Origin of the sequence: Streptomyces venetus, from assembly GCF_039540295.1 — a bacterium.
GTDB lineage: Bacteria > Actinomycetota > Actinomycetes > Streptomycetales > Streptomycetaceae > Streptomyces > Streptomyces venetus.
Map to the genome: position 1 here is coordinate 665,448 of NZ_BAABET010000003.1, position 21,271 is coordinate 686,718.

General features: G+C 73.8%; 15 protein-coding genes. 9 read left to right on the forward strand and 6 right to left on the reverse strand.

The features are described from left to right. The first annotated feature begins 23 nt into the window (after positions 1 to 23). Complete coding sequence (locus ABEA82_RS12885; RefSeq protein ID WP_345661547.1) at positions 24 to 4,697, forward strand: nSTAND1 domain-containing NTPase; 4,674 nt, start codon at positions 24 to 26, stop codon at positions 4,695 to 4,697. Between the two features lie 166 nt (positions 4,698 to 4,863). Here the strand turns inward: ABEA82_RS12885 and ABEA82_RS12890 are convergent, their stop codons facing one another. From ABEA82_RS12890 to ABEA82_RS12905, 4 genes are all read right to left on the reverse strand, one after another. Beyond that, the gene (locus ABEA82_RS12890) at positions 4,864 to 5,436 is read right to left on the reverse strand and encodes a GNAT family N-acetyltransferase (protein ID WP_345661548.1); all 573 of its coding nucleotides are present in this window, start codon (positions 5,434 to 5,436) and stop codon (positions 4,864 to 4,866) included. 157 nt (positions 5,437 to 5,593) lie between these two features. After that, entirely contained in the window at positions 5,594 to 6,139 is a 546-nt protein-coding gene (locus ABEA82_RS12895; RefSeq protein ID WP_345661549.1) for a DinB family protein, read from the reverse strand. A 9-nt stretch (positions 6,140 to 6,148) separates the two neighbouring features. Further along, complete coding sequence (locus ABEA82_RS12900; RefSeq protein WP_345661550.1) at positions 6,149 to 6,613, reverse strand: hypothetical protein; 465 nt, start codon at positions 6,611 to 6,613, stop codon at positions 6,149 to 6,151. A gap of 100 nt (positions 6,614 to 6,713) precedes the next feature. Then, entirely contained in the window at positions 6,714 to 7,580 is an 867-nt protein-coding gene (locus tag ABEA82_RS12905; protein ID WP_345661551.1) for a bifunctional DNA primase/polymerase, read from the reverse strand. Positions 7,581 to 7,917: 337 nt separating this feature from the next. Here ABEA82_RS12905 and ABEA82_RS12910 point away from each other — a divergent pair, with 337 nt between their 5' ends. From ABEA82_RS12910 to ABEA82_RS12940, 7 genes are all read left to right on the forward strand, one after another. Further along, on the forward strand, positions 7,918 to 8,244 hold the full coding sequence (locus ABEA82_RS12910; RefSeq protein WP_345661552.1) for a hypothetical protein: 327 nt from the start codon (positions 7,918 to 7,920) through the stop codon (positions 8,242 to 8,244). A 167-nt stretch (positions 8,245 to 8,411) separates the two neighbouring features. Then, a complete protein-coding gene (locus ABEA82_RS12915; RefSeq protein WP_345661553.1) occupies positions 8,412 to 9,326 on the forward strand; it encodes a bifunctional MaoC family dehydratase N-terminal/OB-fold nucleic acid binding domain-containing protein in 915 nt (304 codons plus the stop codon). After that, positions 9,323 to 9,718: a MaoC family dehydratase gene (locus ABEA82_RS12920; RefSeq protein ID WP_345661554.1), complete on the forward strand. Its 396-nt coding sequence runs from the start codon at positions 9,323 to 9,325 to the stop codon at positions 9,716 to 9,718. The genes ABEA82_RS12915 and ABEA82_RS12920 overlap by 4 nt, the downstream gene beginning before the upstream one ends. Then, positions 9,715 to 10,887, forward strand: a complete 1,173-nt coding sequence (locus tag ABEA82_RS12925; protein WP_345661555.1) for a lipid-transfer protein — start codon at positions 9,715 to 9,717, stop codon at positions 10,885 to 10,887. The genes ABEA82_RS12920 and ABEA82_RS12925 overlap by 4 nt, the downstream gene beginning before the upstream one ends. 133 nt (positions 10,888 to 11,020) lie before the next feature. Continuing rightward, positions 11,021 to 11,581, forward strand: coding sequence for a SigE family RNA polymerase sigma factor (locus tag ABEA82_RS12930; protein ID WP_345661556.1), 561 nt, complete (start codon positions 11,021 to 11,023; stop codon positions 11,579 to 11,581). 125 nt (positions 11,582 to 11,706) lie between these two features. Next, positions 11,707 to 13,386, forward strand: a complete 1,680-nt coding sequence (locus tag ABEA82_RS12935; RefSeq protein WP_345661557.1) for a long-chain fatty acid--CoA ligase — start codon at positions 11,707 to 11,709, stop codon at positions 13,384 to 13,386. A 99-nt stretch (positions 13,387 to 13,485) separates the two neighbouring features. Further along, complete coding sequence (locus ABEA82_RS12940; RefSeq protein ID WP_345661558.1) at positions 13,486 to 14,373, forward strand: hypothetical protein; 888 nt, start codon at positions 13,486 to 13,488, stop codon at positions 14,371 to 14,373. A gap of 34 nt (positions 14,374 to 14,407) precedes the next feature. On the opposite strand, the gene ABEA82_RS12945 is transcribed toward ABEA82_RS12940, so the two are convergent. Continuing rightward, positions 14,408 to 15,607 (reverse strand): MFS transporter, encoded by a 1,200-nt coding sequence (locus ABEA82_RS12945; RefSeq protein ID WP_345661559.1) that lies wholly within the window; start codon positions 15,605 to 15,607, stop codon positions 14,408 to 14,410. Positions 15,608 to 15,736: 129 nt separating this feature from the next. Between ABEA82_RS12945 and ABEA82_RS12950 the strand changes: the two genes are divergently transcribed. Beyond that, a complete protein-coding gene (locus ABEA82_RS12950; RefSeq protein WP_345661560.1) occupies positions 15,737 to 16,315 on the forward strand; it encodes a TetR/AcrR family transcriptional regulator in 579 nt (192 codons plus the stop codon). A 15-nt stretch (positions 16,316 to 16,330) separates the two neighbouring features. Here the strand turns inward: ABEA82_RS12950 and ABEA82_RS12955 are convergent, their stop codons facing one another. After that, positions 16,331 to 21,190, reverse strand: a complete 4,860-nt coding sequence (locus tag ABEA82_RS12955) for a hybrid sensor histidine kinase/response regulator (RefSeq protein ID WP_345661561.1) — start codon at positions 21,188 to 21,190, stop codon at positions 16,331 to 16,333. Between the last annotated feature and the right edge of the window lie 81 nt (positions 21,191 to 21,271).

The following is a 21,271-nucleotide window of genomic DNA, read 5'->3' on the forward strand; positions in this document are numbered from 1 at the left end:
GTCCAGGCGGGGGAAGTTAGGGAGTGGAGACCTTGGGCTCCGACTCGGGGGCACGCACCGCCTTCGCGGAACGCCTCGCGCTGCTGTACAAGGAAGCCGGTAATCCTCCACTCAAACGGGTGTCCGAATCGGTCGTCCGGCTACAGCGGATCGACGAACGCGGGCGTCCCGTGCGGGTGTCCGCCCAGCGCATCAGCGACTGGCGGCGGGCCCGGAACGTGCCCGCTCAGTTCACCGCCCTCGCGGCGGTGCTGCACGTGCTGATACCCGAAGCGCGCCGCGCGCGGCCCATTCCGGTGTCCTCGGGGCTGTACGACCTCGCGCAGTGGCAGCGGCTGTGGGAGAGCGCGGTGGCCGACCCGGTCGGGGAGCGTGGCGCGGCCTCCCCCGCGGAGGAGGGGCCCTCGGGTGACGCCCCGTCCGCGCCCGGCGGGGTGTGCCCGTACCGGGGGTTGGCCTCCTACCGCCGGGAGGACGCCAACTGGTTCTTCGGCCGGGAGCGGAGCACGGACGCGCTCGTGGCCCAGCTCCGGGCCGTGGCGGACACGGGTGGTCTGGTCATGCTCGTAGGCGCGTCGGGGGCGGGGAAGTCCTCGCTGCTGAACGCCGGACTGGTGCCCGCGCTGCGGGACGGCGCCCTGGGCGGAGACGACGGTGCCGCGAAGGGCCCGGCGAGGAAGGTCGTGCAGCTCGTACCGGGCAGTGATCCGCTGGCGGAGCTGGCCCGGTGCATACCCGAACTCGGGCCTGTCGTCTCGGCCATGGCCGGAAGGGGAGGGGGAAAAGCGGGCGGCTCGGCCACGGAGGGACCGCGGGGGGAGCGCCCGGACGGCTCCCCCGCGGCGGAACCGGGGCCCCGAGGGGCCGGCGAGCGGCCTGCCGACGCCCCGGATCCGGACGGGCTCGACTCCGCCCCAACTGCTGCGGACCCACCGGGTGATCCCGCTGCGGGGTCTGGTGCTGTTTCCGGTCCGGGGGGTGGTGCCGCCTCCGGCCCAGGGTCTGGTGCCGCCTCCGGCCGGGGTTTCGGTGCTGCTTCCGGTCCGAGGCCCGGTGCCGCCTCCGGCCGGGGTTTCGGTGAAGCCTCCACCCCGGGACCGGGTCGCGCCTCCACTCCGGGGCCAGACGCTGCCCCCGCCGGGGGACTCGGTGGTGCCTCCGCCGAGGAGCCCGGCGGGGCCCCCGTCCAGGACTCGGGCGCTGCACCTGCCCGGTACTTGGACGCTGCACCCGCCCGTGACTCGGACGCCGCACCCGCCCGTGACTCGGACGCCGCACCCGCCCGGGACTCGGACGCCGCACCCGCCCCCGAATCCGGTGCTGCTTCCACCTCCGAGTCCGGCTCCGCCCCCACCCGGGCCTTCGGCTCCGCCACCCCGGCACCCGGCTCCGCCACCCCGGCAGGCTCCGCCACCCCGGCACCCGGCTCTGCCCACGCCCTCACCCTCGCCCTCACCCCAGAAGCGGCCCGCCGCGCTGTCTCCGTCTGGGCGGGGAGGGAGGTGGGCTCCGGTGGGCGGCCGGTGCTCATCGTCGATCAGTTCGAGGAGATGTTCACCCTCTGCCCGGACGAGGCGGAGCGGCGTGCCTTCGTCGAGGTGCTGCACGCCGTGTGCTCACCGGCCGGGCCCGATGACCCGGCTCCGGCGGTCGTGGTGCTCGGCATCCGGGCCGACTTCTACGAGCAGTGCCTGAGGTACCCCGAACTGGCCGACGCGCTTCAGCACCGGCACATGGTGCTCGGGCCGCTGACCACCGCGGAGCTGCGCGAGGCCGTCACCGGCCCGGCCAAGGCCGTCGGCCTGGAGCTGGAGCCCGGCCTGGCGGAGCTGATCGTCCGGGAGGTCAGTGCCGACGGCCCGCGCGGAGCGCACAACGCGGGGGTGCTGCCGCTGCTCTCGCACGCCCTGCTCGCCACCTGGCAGCGCAGGAAGGCCGGCCGGCTGACGCTCGCCGGCTACCGCGCGGCCGGCGGCATCCAGGGCGCCGTCGCGGCGACCGCCGAGCGGGCCTGGTCCGGCCTCGACCCGGCGGCGCGCACGGCGGCCCGGCTGCTCCTGCTCCGGCTGGTCCGGCTGGGCGAGGACACCCAGGCCACCCGCAGGCGCGGCACCCGCCGCCAGCTGGCGGCGGAGGCCACCGACCCGGGGAAGACCGAGGAGTCCCTGGAGGCGCTGGTCCGCGCCCGTCTGGTGACGCTGGACGCGGAGACCGTGGAGATCACCCACGAGGCGCTGCTGCACGCCTGGCCGCGCCTGCGCGACTGGATCGACGAGGACAGGCAGGGCAACCTCCTGCGCCAGCGCCTGGAGGAGGACGGCAGGGCCTGGGAGGAGTCGGACCGCGACACGTCCCTGCTCTACCGGGGCTCCCGGCTGGAACAGGCCCACGGGTGGGCGAAGTCGGCCGGGGACACGTTCCTGACCCGCAGCGCGGTGGAGTTCCTGGCCGCGTCGGTCAGGCTGCGCCGGCGCATCATCTGGATCAGCCGGGGCGCGGTCGCGGCGCTGGTCGCCCTGGCGATCCTGGCCGTCGGGTCGGCCGTGGTCGCCTGGAAGCAGCGCGACGAGGCCGTCTTTCAACAGGTGCTCGCCCAGGCCGATCGCCTCCGGTCCACGGACCCGTCGCTGTCCGCGCAGCTCGACCTCGTGGCGCACCGGCTCCGGTCGGACGACGAGGGCGCGAACAGCCGCCTGATCTCCATCGTGAACGCCCCGCTGGCCACACCGCTGGTCGGGCACACGGGCGCCGTCTACCTCACGACGTTCAGCCCGGACGGCCGGACCCTGGCCACCGCCAGCTACGACCGGACCGTACGCCTGTGGAACGTGGCCGATCCGCGGCGCCCGAAGCCCCTGGGCAAGCCGCTCACCGGTCACACCAGCTGGGTGAGCAGCGCGGTCTTCAGCCCGGACGGCCGTACGCTCGCCAGCGCGGGCGACGACGGCACGATCCGGCTGTGGGACGTGACCGACCCCGGCCATCCGCGGCGGCTCGCCCGGTCGCTGACCGGCCATGACGGCACGATCTACCTGATCGCCTTCAGCCCGGACGGACGCACGCTGGCCTCCGTCGGCGACGACCACACCGTGCGGCTGTGGGACGTGGCCGACCCGTCCCGCCCCCGCGCGCTCGGCGAGCCCCTGACCGGGCACACCACCGCCGTGCGCTCCGTGGCGTTCAGCCCGGACGGCCGGACCCTGGCGGCCGGTGGCGACGACGGCACGATCCGACTGTGGGACGTGACCGACCCCCGGCACCCCGTACGGGCCGGTGCGCCGCTGACCGGCCACAGCGCCACGGTGCACTCGGTGGCCTTCAGCCCGGACGGCCGTACGCTCGCCAGCGGCAGCGCCGACAACACCATCCGGCTCTGGAAGACGGCCGACCCACGTCACCCGGCACCGGTCGGGGCACCCCTCACCGGCCACACCGGCGCGGTGTGGTCCGTGGCCTTCAGCCCCGACGGGAGCAGGCTCGCCGCCGCCAGCGCGGACAGCACCGCGAGCCTGTGGAAGGTCGGCGACCCGGAGCACGCGTCGCAGGTCGGCGGCCCCCTGGCCGGAAGCAGCGGCGAGATGTACGCGCTGGGCTTCAGCCCCGACGGACGCACCCTCGCCACCGGCGCGGGCGACAACACGGTCCGCCTGTGGTCGCTGCCGACGTCGGACATGACCGGCCGGATAGGAGTCTTCCGGCCGGACGGGCGGGTCCTCGCGACGGCGGGGCGTGACGAACGGATCCGGCTGTGGGACGTGCGTACGCCCAGGCGGCCCGTGCCGATGGGCGAACCGTTCCGGCCGGGGAAGGGAGACGTGCGTTCCCTGGCGTTCTCCGCGGACGGCCGCACCCTCGTGGTGGTGACCGGCGGCCGGGCCGTGCAGCTGTGGAACCTCGACGATCCGGAGCACCCCGTGCGGTACGGGACGCCCGTCGCCCTGCGCTTCCGGTTCGCCGACGCGGTGGCCTACAGCCCGGACGGGAAGGTCCTGGCGACCACCTACGACGACCGCACCATCCAGCTGTGGAACGTGGCCGACCCGTCCCGCCCCCGCCGGCTCGGCGGCCCCCTCAGCGGTCACAAGGGATACGTCAACTCTCTCGTCTTCAGCCCGGACGGCCGCACGCTGGCCAGCGGCAGCGCGGACGGCACCGTCCGCCTGTGGAACGTGGCCGACCCCGGCCGTGCCGACCTGCTCGGCGCACCTCTGAAGGGCCACCTCGGCGCGGTCAACACCCTCGCCTACAGCCCCGACGGCCACACGCTGGCCAGCGGCGGCGACGACAACTCGGTCCGCCTCTGGGACATCACGGACCCCGCGAAGGCCTCCGGCACCGCGAGCCTCAAGGGCCACACGGAAGCGGTGGTGTCACTGACGTTCAACCGGGACGGCCGCACCCTGGCCAGCGGCGGCAACGACGGCACCGTCCGGCTCTGGAACGTCTCCGATCCCGCCAGGGCCACCGCGATCGGCCAGTCGATGAGCCCCGACGCCAAGAGCGGTGGCTTCCTGGCGTTCAGCCCGAACAGCCGCCTGCTCGGGGTGTCGAGCGGCACCGACACGATCCGGCTCTGGGACCTGGACGTCGACCGGGCGGTGGCGCGCATCTGCTCGATGACCCGGGGCGTTCTGACGCAGGACACCTGGAACGAGTACCTGTCCCGGCTCTCGTACGACCCGCCGTGCGACGCCTGACGGAACCGGCTCGCCCAACAGGGCGTTCTGGCAGGCCAGTTGAGTGATACGAGTCACAACATCGCCGATACTGACGGAGTGTCGAGGTTCCCCGCGCAAGCGCTTGTTACCCTTGGCCATAGCCCGACCGCTGGTGCATCCCCCGTCGCCAGCGGTCGGGTTTTTCTCATCGCAGATCGAGGCGCATCAGGATCCGGGGATGGCCGGCCAGGACCGAGGTGGTCGACGCCGCGAAGGTGAAGCCGGCGCGTTCGAAGTTCTTCCGGAGACCGGCGTAGGCCATCGTCAGGTCGACCTTGGCGTCGCCGTTGTCCAGCGGGTAGGCCTCGACGGCCGGTGCGCCGTGGGCGCGGGCGAACTCGACCGCTCCCGCGATCAACGCGTGCGAGATGCCCTGCTTCCGGTGACCGGGGCGTACCCGGACGCACCACAGGGACCAGACGGGCAGGTCGTCGACGTGCGGGATCTTGCGGTTGCGGGCGTACGAGGTGTCCGAGCGCGGCGCGACGGCGGCCCAGCCGACCGGTTCGTCACCGTCGTAGGCGAGCACGCCCGGGGCGGGGTCCGCACGGCACAGCTCGGCGACGTACTCGCCGCGGGCCGGTCCGCGCAGCTCGTTGTTGAGCCGGGAGGGAATCCGGTGGCTCAGACACCAGCAGACATGCGCCCCGGGCGACTTCGGCCCGAGCACGGCGCGGACGTCCGCGAAGTCCGCGGCCGGACGCACGTCGACGGTCATGCCACCACGATGGCACGCCGCCCGCTGCCCCGCCGCACGGAGGCGCCGCAGGGCCCGGGGCGCGCGGGGGTGTCGTATGGCCCGGGGCGCGCGTGGTGCCGTATGGCCCGAACCGCCTCTACGAGCGGCTCGGTTTCCGGGCTCGCCCGTCGAGGGTCTACCGCTGCACGCCGGACTGAGGGACCGACGCGGCCCGCAACAGCCGTAGTTGGCCGATCTCGCTGGCGTTCTTCATCAGCTCGGCGTTCACCCAGGCCGCCATGTGCGCGACCGTGTACTGGGGGTCGTCCGGCCACGGGAACGGTGCCGTGGCGTCCAGGCCGGTGTCGGTGAGGCCGTCCAGGACCGCCAGCCACTCGGTGCGCAGGCCCCGCAGCCACTGGACGGTCGGCTCGCCCTCGCCGGGCCACAGGACGTCCGTGCGGTCGCGGGGCGGACGCCCCTGAGCGTGGTCCAGGGCGACGCTCCACCACCAGCCGATGTGCCAGCTCACCCAGGCGAGGGTGGGCACGGGCACCGGGTCGGGTTCGGTCTCGGCCCAGTCCGGCACCCAGGTGCCGTCGGGCCCTTCGCGCATCGTCCAGCAGTGCGGGGCGGGCTCCCAGAGGAAGTCCGCCGGCTCCACCCGCTCCAGGTGGTACTCGAACAGGGACCAGGTCAACTCGAACTGCCAGCGCAGCAGTTCCGTGCGCGAAACGCTCATCGCCCGACCCTACGCAAGCACCCGCGCGTCCCGGGCCAGTCCCGTCCAGTCGAGGTCCCGCAGCCCGGGCTCCGCGTCGCAGCCGGACGGCAGGCGGGGTGTGGGCTGGAACCAGAGGACCGCGAGCCGCGAGCGGTACAGCACCGGGTCGTGGACCGGGTCGAGGGCCGTGGAGTGGAACAGTCCGAGGCAGGCCACGGCGGGCAGGACCTCGACGGGGCCGAGGCCGCCCGCGTACTGGTCGGGGTACTCGCGCGGCGGTGGCACGAGGTGGACGGGTGTGCCGGGACGGTCCCGCTCGGCGGCGCGCAGCAGACCACGGATCCGCAGGTCGTTGACCGGTTTGCAGGGATAGCCCGCCGGCAGGTCGCCGTACGTGGACGAGAACCGCAGGTCGGCGAGGTCCACCGAGCGGCCGGAGGCCAGGACGAGGCGGGCGAGCGCCAGGGCCGGCGCCTTGAGGCGGTGTGGCATCGGGGTCTTTCGGTGTTCGCGGGCGGTTTCCCGGCCCTGCTCGTCGGAGGTTCCCGTCCTGGCCGGTTGTTCCTTCAGGGGCCGGGCCGCCCCGCGGCGGTCACGGCCGGTGGCCCGTCATCCGTGCCGCCGACGCGATCGTCGCCCGGGCCTCGCGTGCGGACAGGCCGGTGTCGATCGCGGCGTCGACCAGGGCGTCCACCAGGGTGGGGCCGATGCCGTCCTCGTAGGCCCGGCAGGCCGCCCAGAACAGCCGGGTGTTGCGCTGGCCCTCGTGCGCGGCGAGGACGAACTGGATCAGGCCCTGGCCGTGTCCGCCCGTCGATGGGGGCACGGAGTGGTGGGCGCGGGGCGGCGGGACCAGCAGGCGCAGGAGGGAGCGGGGGCAGGGGGCGGGGGCCAGGTGGGCGGTTCCCGGGGCCGCGGCGTACACGCCCCGGCCGGTGCGGGAGCCGGGCCCGACGAGGTAGCCGCCGGCGCCCCGGATGTCGATGCCGGGGGCGAGCCGGCCCGCCGAGTTGGGGACGACCACCTCGGGCGGGCCGCTCAGCCAGAGGTGCCGTCCGCCGGACGGGGTCACGACGACCACGGTCGGCGGGATGGTGAACAGGTGCCGCAGGGCCAGCTCGCGCAGGGCGGCCGAGGCGTCCGTGCCGGTCTTCACGTCCAGGTCGACGCCGATCAGATGGTGCGGGGGCAGTCCGCAGGCGATGCCGTACCCGGTCGCCCAGGGTGCGGCGGCGAACAGTTCGCGGATGCGGTCGGGGTCGCTGGAGGCGTCGTGGACCCCGTGGCCGAGGCGGCCGCACTCGCCGTGGCAGGGGGCGGGGACGGGGTCGTCGCGGTGCGGGGAGCGCAGTGCCGGGAGCTTGGTGCGGGACAGGGGGATGACGGCCAGTCCGCGTTCGGCGGCTGACAGGGCGTGTGCGAGGGCCAGCGTCGTGGCCTGCCGGTCGGTGGTGGCCATGACTCCATTTTCGTACGTACGTTCGAAAAAAGAAAGAGGGAACGGGTGTGACGCGCCGGGCGGGAGGGTTTCAGGGGAAAAGTGCTGGAACGCTTCGTCCCTTGCGGCACTTGGATGTGAACCACCCCTTGTGTCCCGGTCGGGTACGGAAGTGTCGTGAAGGGGTTTATCGACTTGTCATCACGCTTGCGTGCGAATAGCGGCTTCCGTGTGGTTCGCCGGGGGTCCGGTGGGCAACTCTGGACTCGCGACGTCGAGCGACGGACCAGGGCGGCCGGCCAACTTCCCTGGTGACAGCAGTACTTGATCGTGATCCGTAGTCCTGGAGGGACAACACATGGCAAGCATCCGTACCGCCCGCGTCCTCGCGGCCGTCTCCGCCCTTCCGCTCGCAGCCGCCCTCTTCACCGGTGTCGCGGCGGCGGACAACGGCGCCATCGCGGACAACGGATCGATCGCGTCCGTGACGGAGGCCGAGTCGGGTGTCCTCGGCAGCGGCGTCGGCGGCGACAACTTCGGCACGGTGGCCACCACCAACCAGCAGGCGGTCGGCGAGGGTGCCTCGAACCAGAGCAACACCGCCCAGGTCAACGGCTCGGAGTTCGCGGTCGTCTACCAGGACAACGACGACACCGCCGTCAACTTCACCCCGCTGTGGTGGTGAGCTGAGCGGGCCGGTGCACCGGCATCGGCCCGCCTTCCGTGGGGGTGTGCTTCGTGGGGTGACAAGCGTCTGGGCGGCGGTACTCCGGTACCGCCGCACAGGCGTTTTCGCGTCTGAGGGACTCGATGTCTTGACGGGGGCACAGATCTGACGGACAGTCAGAAACCGTGAGTGGTGAGCCGGAGGTCCACGAGGAGTTCGAGGCGCGGCTGAAGACCTACGAGGGCCGGCCCGCCGCCGCCACCGGGGTCGGCCGGGACCCCGTCAACGAGCCGATGATCAGGCACTGGTGCGAGGCCATGGGCGACACCAACCCGGCGTACACCGGACCGGACGCCATCGCTCCGCCCACGATGCTCCAGGCGTGGACCATGGCAGGCCTCACCGGCCGCCCGGAACGCGCCGCGGCCTACGACGAACTGCTGCGCCTGCTCGACGAGTCGGGCCACCACGCGGTCGTCGCCACCGACTGCGAGCAGGAGTACCTCCGCCCCCTGCGCCCCGGGGACGCGATCACCTTCGACTCGGTCATCGAGTCGGTGTCGCGGCGCAAGACCACGAAGCTGGGCGCGGGCTACTTCGTCACCACCCGCACCGACGTCCGGGCGGGCGGCGAACTCGCCGGCACCCACCGCTTCCGCATCCTCAAGTACGCCCCCGCACGCCGGCCGGGCCGGCCGGGGGAACGCCGCCCCCGGCCGGTCATCAACCGCGACAACGCCGGCTTCTGGGAGGGCGTGACCCGCCACGAGCTGCTGATCCAGCGCTGCACCGACTGCCACACCCTGCGTTTCCCCTGGCTGCCGGGCTGCAACAGCTGCGGCTCCGCGCAGTGGGACACCGTGGCGGCGAGCGGCGAGGGCACGGTCTGCTCGTACGTCGTCATGCACCACCCGCCCTTCCCCGCCTTCGATCCGCCCTACGCCGTCGGGCTGATCGAGCTCGCGGAGGGCGTGCGGATCGTCAGCAACGTGGTCGGGGTGCCGTACGACAAGGTCAGGATCGGCATGCCCGTGCGGCTGGAGTTCCGGCGGTACGACGAGGAGCTGGTGCTGCCGGTGTTCGAGGGGGTGCCGGAATGAACGCCGGTGACCGCCTCCCACCCCTGGAGATCCCCGTCACCCGCACGCTGATCGTCGCCGGGGCGATCGCCTCCCGTGACTACCAGGACGTCCACCACGACCCGGAGCTCGCCCGGCAGAAGGGCTCCCCCGACATCTTCATGAACATCCTGACCACCAACGGCCTGGTCGGCCGGTACATCACCGACCACTTCGGTCCGCGGGCGGTGCTGCGCCGGGTGGCCATCCGGCTCGGCGCCCCCAACCACCCCGGCGACACGCTGGTGCTGACCGGCACGGTCGAGGAGGTCGACGGCGACACGGCGACGGTCCGGGTCGTCGGCGCGAACGGCATCGGCAAGCATGTCACCGGGACGGTGACGGTCACCGTGCCCTCAGGAGGCCCGGTATGAGTCTGCGCCGGCGCGACACCCTCGGCGGCCGGGCGGCCATCGCCGGCATCGGGGCCACCGAGTTCTCCAAGGACTCGGGCCGCAGCGAACTGCGCCTGGCCGTCGAGGCGGTGCGCGCGGCCCTGGACGACGCCGGACTCGCCCCCGCCGACGTGGACGGCATGGTCACGTTCACCATGGACACCAGCCCCGAGATCACCGTGGCCCAGGCGGCCGGCATCGGCGAGCTCTCCTTCTTCTCCCGGATCCACTACGGCGGTGGCGCGGCCTGCGCCACCGTCCAGCAGGCGGCCCTGGCGATCGCCGCGGGCGTCGCGGACGTCGTCGTCTGCTACCGGGCCTTCAACGAGCGCTCGGGCCGCCGCTTCGGCTCCGGGGTGCGGCACCGGGAGCCGTCGGCGGAGGGCGCGGCACTCGGCTGGCCGCTGCCGTTCGGCCTGCTCACCCCGGCCTCGTGGGTGGCGATGGCGGCCCAGCGGTACCTCCACACCTACGGGCTGACGCCGGAGGCGTTCGGGCACGTGGCCGTCGTCGACCGCGGGTACGCGGCGACCAACCCGGCGGCGTACTTCCACGGCAGGCCCATCACCCTGGCCGACCACGCCGCGTCCCGCTGGATCGTGGAGCCGCTGCGGCTGCTGGACTGCTGCCAGGAGACGGACGGCGGCCAGGCGCTCGTCGTCACCTCCGCCGAGCGGGCCCGCGACCTGCCCCACCCGCCCGCCGTGATCGCGGCGGCCGCCCAGGGCGCGGGCCGCGCGCAGGAGCAGATGACCAGCTTCTACCGGGACGACCTGACCGGCCTGCCCGAGAGCGCGGTCGTGGCCCGGCAGCTGTGGCGCACCTCGGGGCTCGCGCCCGCCGACATCGACGTGGGGATCCTCTACGACCACTTCACCCCGTTCGTGCTGATGCAGCTGGAGGAGTTCGGCTTCTGCGGCCCCGGCGAGGCGGCGGACTTCGTGGCCGAGGGGCGCCTGCCGCTCAACACGCACGGCGGGCAGCTGGGGGAGGCGTACCTGCACGGGATGAACGGGGTGGCGGAGGCCGTCCGGCAGATCAGGGGCACGGCGGTGAACCGGATACCGGGGGCGCGGCGGGTCCTGGTGACGGCGGGGACGGGCGTGCCGACGTCGGGTCTCGTACTGACGGCCGACCCGCAGGGGTGAACCCGCAGTACCCCGGGCCCGCCGCTCCACCTTCAGGAGGTGCGGTAACCCCTACCCCTACAACCTGAGGGGGACCCCGCTTCGGGACCTGCGGCCGATCCGCAGGTGGCGGCGCCGCTCATAGCGTTGAGCCATGACCACACTCGTCTGCACCAGCGCGTCGAAGGCCGCTGCACCAGCGGCGCAGACCCTTCCCTACCCGTCGTTCTCGTCGTACGTCAAGGCCCGCCAGCCGGTGCTGCTGCGTACCGCCCGCTCGCTCACCGGCAACCAGAGCGACGCCGAGGACCTGTTGCAGACCGCGCTCACCAAGACCTACGTCGCCTGGGAGCGCATCGAGGACCACCGCGCCCTCGACGGCTATGTGCGCCGGGCGCTGCTGAACACGCGGACCTCGCAGTGGCGCAAGCGCAAGGTCGACGAGTTCGCCTGCGACGAGCTGCCCGAGCCGGAGCCGCTGGCCGGCGCCGACGACCCGGCCGAGCAGCAGGCGCTGCGCGACGCGATGTGGCGGGCGATCATGCGGCTGCCCGCCCGGCAGCGGGCGATGGTGGTCCTCAGGTACTACGAGGACCTCAGTGAGGTCCAGACGGCCGAGGTGCTCGGCGTCTCGGTGGGCACCGTGAAGTCGGCCGTCTCCCGCGCGCTGGGCAAGCTCCGCGAGGACTCTGAGCTGGGACTTGTCCGCAAGTGAGCGAATGTGTCGGTGTCCGGTGAGCGGTCGCGTCGTGCGACGTGGACTGATCGATCGCCCGGTCCTAGTGACATACCGCGCGGTATGTGCGCAGAATCAGCGCAACCCTTACCACCGCGTAGGCAATGTCGCCCCGGGAGGACGCCGTGCTGAGCACCATGCAGGACGTACCGCTGCTGATCTCTAGGATCCTGACCCACGGGTCCACGATCCACGGGACCTCGCAGGTGACCACCTGGACCGGTGAGGACGAACCGCACCGCCGCTCCTTCGCCGAGATCGGCGCCCGCGCGGCCCAGCTGGCGCACGCCCTGCGCGAGGAGTTCGGGGTCACCGACGACGACCGGGTCGCCACCCTGATGTGGAACAACGCGGAGCACACGGAGGCCTACTTCGCGATCCCGTCCATGGGCGCGGTGCTGCACACCCTGAACCTCCGCCTCCCACCCGAGCAGCTGGTCTGGATCGTCGACCACGCGGCCGACCGGGTGATCATCGTCAACGGTTCGCTGCTCCCCCTGCTCGCCCCGCTGCTCCCGCAGCTGAAGACGGTCGAGCACGTGGTCGTGAGCGGCCCCGGGGACCGCTCCCTGCTCGCGGACGCCACCGTCCCGGTGCACGAGTACGAGGACCTGATCGCGGGGAAGCCGACGTCGTACGACTGGCCGCAGCTGGACGAACGCCGGGCCGCCGCCATGTGCTACACCTCCGGCACCACCGGCGACCCCAAGGGCGTGGTCTACAGCCACCGCTCCATCTACCTGCACTCCATGCAGGTCAACATGGCCCAGTCGATGGGCCTGACCGACCAGGACACCTCGCTGGTCGTCGTCCCCCAGTTCCACGTGAACGCCTGGGGTCTGCCGCACGCCACCTTCATGACCGGCGTCAACCTGCTGATGCCGGACCGGTTCCTCCAGCCGGCGCCCCTCGCCGCGATGATCGAGGGCGAGAGGCCGACCCACGCGGCGGCCGTCCCCACCATCTGGCAGGGCCTGCTCGCGGAGCTGACCGCACACCTGCGGGACGTCTCGTCCCTCACCCAGGTGACCATCGGCGGCTCGGCCTGTCCGCCCTCCCTCATGGAGGCCTTCGACAAGCTCGGCATGCGGGTCTGTCACGCCTGGGGCATGACGGAGACCTCCCCGCTCGGCACGGTCGCCCGCCCGCCGGCCCATGTGGTCGGCACCGAGGAGGAGTTCGCCTACCGCCTCACCCAGGGCCGCTTCCCGGCCGGCGTCGAGGCCCGCCTGACCGGACCCGGCGGGGAGCGCCTCCCCTGGGACGGCGAGTCGGCCGGCGAGCTGGAGGTGCGCGGCACGTGGATCGCCGGGGCCTACTACAACGGCCCGGACGGCGAGCCCCTGCGCCCCGCCGACAAGTTCAGCGAGGACGGCTGGCTCAAGACCGGTGACGTGGGGACCATCTCCCCCGACGGCTACCTCACCCTCACCGACCGGGCCAAGGACGTCATCAAGTCCGGCGGCGAGTGGATCTCGTCGGTGGAGCTGGAGAACGCGCTCATGTCCCACCCCGACATCGCCGAGGCGGCCGTCGTCGCCGTCCCCGACGAGAAGTGGGGCGAGCGCCCCCTGGCCACGGTCGTCCTCAAGGAGGGCGCCGGCGCCACCTTCGAGTCCCTGCGCGCCTTCCTCGCCGACGAGGGCAAGATCGCCAAGTGGCAGCTCCCGGAGCGCTGGACGATCATCGAGGCGGTCCCGAAGACGAGCGTCGGCAAGTTCGACAAGAAGGTGCTGCGCAGGCAGTACGCGGAAGGGGAGCTGGACGTGACGTCCCTGGGCTGACCCGGCGGGGCCCGGCGATCGGACGACTCACCTGCCTCGACACGTCGTGTCTGGTTGGATTGGGGGACCGGGCGCCGGGCCGGGGACGGGGGGACAGTCATGCAGTCGGGGGCGGCTCTTGCCGTGGTGACGGCGGCCGAAGGCGTGCTGTCCGAGTTCCAGCAGAACCTCGTCGTCGCCGTCGTGGGCGTGATCCTCGGCATCCTGGGAACCGTCGGCATCGAGCGGATGAAGCTCCGCCGCGAACCGACCAAGCGGCTCTCCTGGGACGCCGAGGTCCACAACGCCATGGTGTCCACGGACGACACGCTTCGCCGCCTGCTCCGGCTGAGCTACAACGACTACCCCATCGAGGGCCTGAGTTCGGTCGAGTTCCGGGTCGAGAACAGCGGCAACCGGGTCGTCAAGAACGAGCGACTCCGCTTCTCCTTCCCGCGCGGCGCACAGGTCATCGAAGCGGTGCCGACCTCGCAGCCCGAACGCGAGATGGGGGTGGCCAGACGCCCGGATCTCGAGCAGGACGCGAGCGAGGCCGTTTTCGTCATCGGCCATCTCGAGCGGGGCCGGTCGGTGACGCTGCGGCTCTCCGTCGCCGCCCGGGACATCACCGGCTGGGAGGTCGTGGATCACAACGAGGAGGGGGACGTCGACTTCCATGAACGCACGGCCGCCCGCAGGAAGGAGGACCGGGAACACGTCCCCACCTTCTTCGCGCTGGCGTTCCTGACGTTCACCGTCCCGCCCCTGGCCGCCCTGCTCGGCTATGTCGGGCAGCTGGCCGCCGTGGTGCTCGGCGTCGCCCTCCTGATCAGCGTCGCCCCGCACCTCGCCCCCGTGGGCCGCACCCTGCGGGACTTCCTCACCAGGCCGGAGCCGCCCCAGGCCGGCATCCACATCGGGTCGGTCGACTCGTCCACGTTCGCGATCGGCGACCGCAGCTCGGCTTCCTCCGAAGTGCCGCGCCACGTGCCTCACCAGCCGTCCTGACGCCCGAGCGGCCCCGCCCGGTTGGCCTCGGCCGTCACCGGCGTACGGCCGTCATCCCCCACCCCAGCACCAGCCACACCCCGGCCACCCCGCACACCCCGCCCCAGCCGAAGTGGCTGTAGGCGAACCCGGCGAGGGCCGAGGCGGTCGCGCCGCCCGCGAAGCCCGCCACCACGTAGGCGGTGTTGGCGGTGGCCGGGGCGGACGTGGCCGTCAGAGCCAGGGTCTGGTTGGCGACGTGGGACGCGACGAGTGCCGCGTGGATCGCGACCGCGGCGGCGAACAGCGCGCCCAGCACGTGCCCGCCCAGCCAGAACAGCGGCACGGACACGGCGGCGAGCAGATACGCGGACCGCACGACCCGCGCCGCGCCGAACCGGTCCACGAGCCCGCCGGCCAGCGGCGCCACCGCGCTCGCCGTCAGCCCGAAGAGCCCGAACAGCCCGGCGGTCGCGGTGGAAAGGCCGTACTCCGGACCGGTCAGCAGCAGTGCGAGCGAGGTCCACAGCGCGCTCCAGGCGCCGAACATCCCGGCCTGCCGCACGCACGCCCGCCACAGGTCGGGCGAGTGCCGCAGCACCGAGGGCAGTGCGACGAGGCCGGCGAAGAGCGGGCCTTCCCGCCGCCGCCGCGACGGCAGGACGAGGGCGGTCGCGAGGCCGAGCACGAGGGTGAGCACGGCCGCGCCCCCGAACACCCACCGCCAGCCGAAGGCCTGACCGGCCAGACCGCCCAGCACCCGGGCCGCGACGATGCCGGTGAACAGGCCCGCGATGACGGCCGCGACATGCCGGGCCCGCCGCTCGGCGGGGGCGCGTTCGGCGACCAGCGGGACGAGCAGCTGCGGGATCACGGTCGCAGCCGAGGCGACGAACATGGCGACCGCGAGGACGGCGGCACCGGGGGCGGCCGCACTGGCGGCCAGCCCGAGAGCGGTGACCAGCGTCAGCCCGGCGACCAGGCGGCGCCGGTTCGCGCTGTCGCCGAGCGGGGCGAAGAAGAGCAGGCCGACGGCGTAGCCGAGCTGGGCCACCGAGGCGATCCAGGCGAGGGCCGAGGGGGCCGAGCCGAAGTCGCGGGCCATGAGCGAGAGCAGCGGTGCGGCGAGGTAGATGTTGGCAGCCGTGACCGCGCTGCATACCGCGAGCAGGGTGAGGAAGAGGCCCGGGGCGGGTGTACGGGTCTGCCGCACGGGGGGCGTGGCCCGGACGGTGGTGGTGGTCGCTGACGGCATGGGAAGGGACTCCTTGGAGTCGACTCTAACAACTAACTGGTTGGTTGGCTGATGGGGGAACAGTCTGAGTCGCCCTGCCATTCCCTGTCAACCAAACAGTTGGTTACCCGGCGCGCTACCCTCTCCCCCATGGCACCAAGGGACCCCGAGGCCACCAAGGCACGGATTTTCGAGGCGGCGGTCGCCGAGTTCGCCCGGCACGGGATCGCCGGCGCCCGCATCGACCGCATCGCCGCCGAGGCGAAGGCCAACAAGCAGCTGATCTACGCCTACTTCGGCAACAAGGCGGAGCTGTTCGCGATCGTCCTCGAGAAGAAGATGCTCCACCTCGCCGAGGCCGTCCCCATCGACCCGGACGACATCGAGGCCTGGATCGACCGCCTGATGGACTACCACGCCGCCCATCCGGAGCTGCTGCGCCTGCTCTTCTGGGAGGGCCTGGAGTACGGCAGCGCCGAACTGCCCCACGAGTCCGACCGCCAGGAGCACTACGCCCGCAAGGTCGCCGCCCTCCAGGACGGCCAGGACCGGGGCGTCGTCACCGACGCCATCCCGGCGGCGGACCTGCTGTTCCTGCTGACCGCCCTGGCCAACTGGACCACCGTCGTCCCGCAGATGCGGCGCATCCTGGTCGGCACCGGCGAGCCCGAACGGGACCGCCTGCGCGCCTCGGTCAAGGAGGCGGCGCGCAGGCTGACGGCACGCTAGGGCCGGCCGGTCGCGTCAGTTGGTTCCGATCCGGCTGAGCAGTTCGACGATCCGGGTCTGCACCTCGGCGCTGGTGGACCGCTCCGCGAGGAAGAGCACCGTCTCCCCGGACGCCAGCCGCGGCAGGTCGGCCTGGTCGACGGCGGCGGTGTAGACGACGAGCGGGGTGCGGTTCAGCTGCCCGTTCGCCCGCAGCCAGTCCACGATCCCGGCCTGCCGCCGGTGCACCTGCGTCAGGTCCATCACGACCAGGTTCGGCCGGAAGTCGCTCGCCAGCGTCACCGCGTCGGTGTCGCTCGCGGCCCGCGCGACCTGCATCCCGCGCCGCTCCAGCGTCGCCGTCAGCGCCAGCGCGATCTCCGCGTGCTCCTCGATCAGCAGCACCCGCGGCGGGTGCTGCTCGGTGTCGCGCGGCGCCAGCGCCTTCAGCAGGACGGCGGGGTCGGCACCGTAGGCCGCGTCCCGCGAGGCCTGCCCGAGCCCGGCCGTGACCAGCACGGGAACCTCGGCGGCGACGGCGGCCTGCCGCAGCGACTGCAACGCCGTACGCGTGATCGGCCCGGTCAGCGGGTCCACGAACAGCGCGGCGGGGAAGGCCGCGATCTGCGCGTCGACCTCCTCGCGCGAGTTCACGATCACCGGCCGGTAGCCGCGGTCGCTCAGCGCCTGCTGCGTGCTGACGTCCGGCGCCGGCCACACCAGCAGCCGCCGCGGGTTGTCCAGCGGCTCCGGCGGCAACTCGTCGTCCATCGGCTGCGGTCGCGGCGGATCGGCCACCTCGACGGCACCGCCGGGCCCGTCGAGCGGCTCGGGCCCCTCGGCCGCGTTCACGTCCGGCGCGCCTATGGCGTACGACCGCCCGCTGCCCTCGGTCATCTGCGCCAGCCGCGACTGGCCGGCCAGGGACGGCTGCGCGGGGACCGGCGCGGGAACGGGCCCGGGCGTGGGAGCGGGCGCGGGGGCCGGGGCACCCTGCGGGGGTGTCGGCTCGGCCGCCGGGTGCTGCCGTGCGGTCTGCTCCGGGCGGGCGGCCTGCTGCGGGCCGGGTGCCTGCTGCGGACGGGGCGCCTGGCCCTGGCGGGAGGGCTGTTCGGGCGGCGAGGGCTGTTCGCTCCGCGCGGCCGGGTCGGGCGGCGTGCCGAGCTTGCGGCGCCGGCCGGAGCCGCCCGGCTGGTGCGGGGGAGGCGTCGCCGGGCCCTGGGGTCCGGCGGAGGGGTGCGCGCCGGGCAGGCCCGACGGCTGCTGGACCTGGGCCGCCTGCCGGTTGAACGGCACGCCCTGGCCCAGCGTCCGCACGCTGATCGCCCGCCCCTGCGTCGAGTTCGGATCGACGGGCGCGGCGGCCTCCGCGGGCAACGGCTGAGCCGCCCGCTGGGCCGGCGCCGTGCCCTCCGGCGGCAGCGCGGTGCCCGGAGCCGGGGTGTTCGTCTGCGGGGCGGCCTGCGCCGGTGTGCCGCTCGCGGGAGCGGGGTGGTGCCCGGTGCCGTGGGGAGGCACCGACTGCGCCGCACCGTTGGGCGGCATGGCGACACCGGCCCCCGAGCTGTCGTCGGCAGCGGGCCAGGGCTGGGGCCGGGGGATGGGGGTGCCCTGGGCCGGGGTCATGTGCGCCGGGGTGCCGGGAGCCGGTGTTCCCTGGGCCGGGGTGCCCTGCCCGGGGGCTGCCTCGGCGGGCAGCGGCAGGCCGGCGGAAGGCTGCTGCGGCTGGGGCTGCGCGGCCTGGGGCTGCGGTTGCTGGGCCGGGGACGCGGGCGCGGGGTGCACGGCCTGAGCGGGTACGAAGGCCTGCACGCTGTCCCCGAGACCACCCGGGGCGGGCACGGACACACCCTGCGGGGGCACGGCCGTGCCCTGCGGCGGGACAGCGGTGCCCTGCGGGGGTACGGCGGCACCCTGGGGCGGGACAGCGACCCCTTGCGGGGGTACGACGGCGGCGGCCTGCGGCTGAGGGACGTTCCCCTGCGGGGCGTTCTGCTGGGGAGGAACGGCGTTGCCCTGCGCCGGAACGGCCACGCCCTGCGGCGGCACGGCAGTGCCGGGCGGGACGGGCGCGCCCTGCCCCGGGACACCGCTCTGGCCCACGGGGACCTGACCAGCGGCCTCGTGCTGCCCGGGCGCCACGGGCCCGGCCCCCGTGGGGACGGCGCCGGAAGGCGCGCCCGGCACGGGAGCCTGTTGTCCGGGCACCTGCGCCGCGGCCTCTTCGGCAGGCTGAGGCGCCGCCACGGCCCGCCGCCGACGCCCGGTAGGAGCGCTCGTGGGGTGCGGCTGCGGTGGAGTGTGATCGGCGGACTGGTTGTGCGGAACGGCGTCGTGCCGCCCCTCCTCGACCACCGGGTCACCGGGGGAAGCCGAACCGGGAACGGCTACGGCCCCCTGCCCCGGTAGGCCCTGCGCGCCAGGCACGCTCTGCGCGCCAGGCACGCTCGGGTCGGCCTGCGGGTTCTGCCCAACGCCGGGCGCCTGAGCGGCCCTGGGTGTCTGATCGGCCTCGGCCGGCGGCAGGGCGAACACCGAACGCGGCCCCGCCGCCTCCTGCGCCGCCGCCCGCTCCTGAGCGGCGGCCAGCGCCCGCCGCCGACGCCCCGTCGGCTGCGGAGCCTCTCCGGCACCGGCACCGGCACCGGCACCGGCCTCGCCGGACGGCGCGGGCAGCGCCGGCGGCAGCGCGTGCTGCGCGGCGGGTTCGGGCCGGGCCAGCCCCGCGGCGCCCACGGGCACGCCCTGCGGCGGCACCGTCCCGCCCAGCCCCGTACCCGAGGCGGCGGTCCCCGCCGCGTGCTCGGCGGCCGTGACGACGGCCCCCTCGGCGACACCCTGGACGGCACCGCCGACGGGCAGGGCCGCAGGCGCTCCGGCGTCCTCGGCCGCACGTCCGCGCCGCCGCCCGGTGCCGCCCGAGACGGCCGTACCCTCACCGGAGGCCTGGGCGGGCAGGGCGGCCGGCTGCCCGGCGGCCCGTCGCCTGCGCCGCCCGGTGGGCACGGCCCCCTCGACACCGGGCTCACCGGCCCCGGAGTCACCGGTACCGGCCCCGTCCGCGGCCTCACCCGCGACGTCACCGTCGAGGAAGGCGTCGGTGGTGGCCCGCCGGGCCCGCCGGCGCCCCCCACCGGAGGTCTGCCCGGAAGCCGGCCCGGAGGCCTGCTCACCGGAGGCGGCGTCAGCACCCTCGACGACCGCCGGAACAGCGGCGTCCGCGGCGACGGCCCCGGCCCCACCGCCGATCGGCACCTCGAGGACATACGCGTTGCCGCTCATCCCCGGCACTTCGTGCGTCTGCAGCACACCGCCGTGCGCCCGGACGATCCCGCGCACGATCGGCTCGTGCACGGTGTCGCCGCCGGCGTACGGACCGCGCACCTCGATGCGTACGACCTCGCCGCGCTGCGCCGCCGCCACCACGACGGTGTTGTCCAGGTAACCGCCCGCCGACACGGGCGTGTTGCCGGTCGCGTCGACCCCCGCCACGTCGGCGACCAGATGCGCGAGGGCGGTGGCGAGCAGCCGGGCGTCGACCTCGGCCTCGATGGGCGGCGCGTGCACGGCGAACTGCACCCGCCCGGGCCCGATGAGCTCGACGGCCCCGTCGACCCCGGCGGCGACGACGGCGTCCAGCATCACCTTCGTACGGGAGACGTTCTCCCCGCCGGTGTCGAGCCGCTGGTACCCGAGGACGTTGTCGATGAGCGTCGTGATGCGGGAGTAGCCGGCGGACAGGTGGTGCAGCACCTGGTTGGCCTCGGGCCACAGCTGCCCGGCGTCGTCCGCGGCCAGCGCGGCCAGCTCGCGGCGCAGCTCCTCCAGCGGCCCGCGCAGCGACCGCCCGAGCAGGGTCAGCAACTGCTCGTGCCGGGCGGCGAGCGCCTCGTAGCGGTCCTTCTCGCGCTCCCCGAGGGCTGCGTACCGGTCCTCGTTCGCGCCGAGTTCCTCGGCGTGCCGCTCGCGCAGCTCCTCCAGTTCGGTGACGTGCTGCTGGCGCAGTGCGGTGAGCTCGGAGGCGTGTTCCTCGGCGACCCGCTCCAGCTCCTCCTCGTGGCGCTTCGCCGCCGCCTCCTTCTCCTCGACGACGGCGTCGTACGGCCGCCGGTCGGTGAAGGTCATCACGGCGCCGACGAGCTGGTCGCCGTCGCGCACGGGAGCGGTCGTCAGATCGACCGGCACCTTGCCGCCGTCCTTGGCGTACAGCACCTGCCCGCGCACCCGGTGCTTGCGCCCGGAGCGCAGGGTGTCGGCGAGCGGCGACTCCTCGTACGGGAAGGGCGATCCGTCGGCACGCGAGTGCAGCACGAGGTCGTGCAGTTCCCGCCCGCCGAGATCGCTGGCCCGGAAACCCAGTATCTGAGCGGCGGCCGGGTTGACGAGCACGATCCGTCCGTCGGTGTCGGTGCCGACGACGCCCTCGGACGCGGCCCGCAGGATCATCTCGGTCTGCCGCTGCGACCGCGCCAGCTCCGCCTCGGTGTCGACGGTCCCGGACAGGTCGCGTACGACGAGCATGAGCAGCTCGTCGCCCGTGTAGCCGTAACCGTCGTAGGCCTGCTGCCCGTTCTCGAGATTCGCACTGGTGACCTCGACGGGGAACTCGGTCCCGTCCGTCCTGCGCGCGATCATCCGGGTCGGCTTGGTCCGGGCATGCGGATCGAGGTGCTCCGGCCGCCGCATGGAGCCCGGGATGAGCTTGGAGTCGAACTGCGGCAGCAGGTCGAGCAGTCCGCGCCCCACCAGAGCGGTGCCCGGAGTCTCGAACGCCTCCAGGGCGATGGTGTTGGCGTTGACGACCGTCCCGTTGGCGTTGACCAGCACCAACGCGTCGGGAAGGGCGTCCAGTATGGCTGCGAGGCGAGCAGCGCCCCGGGATGGCCTGCTGCTCACGAGACGCTTCCTCCCTGTTACCGCACCTTGCCGACCGCTCGGGCCATCTTGCCAACCGGCCCGCGGCGTGTCACGCGAGGG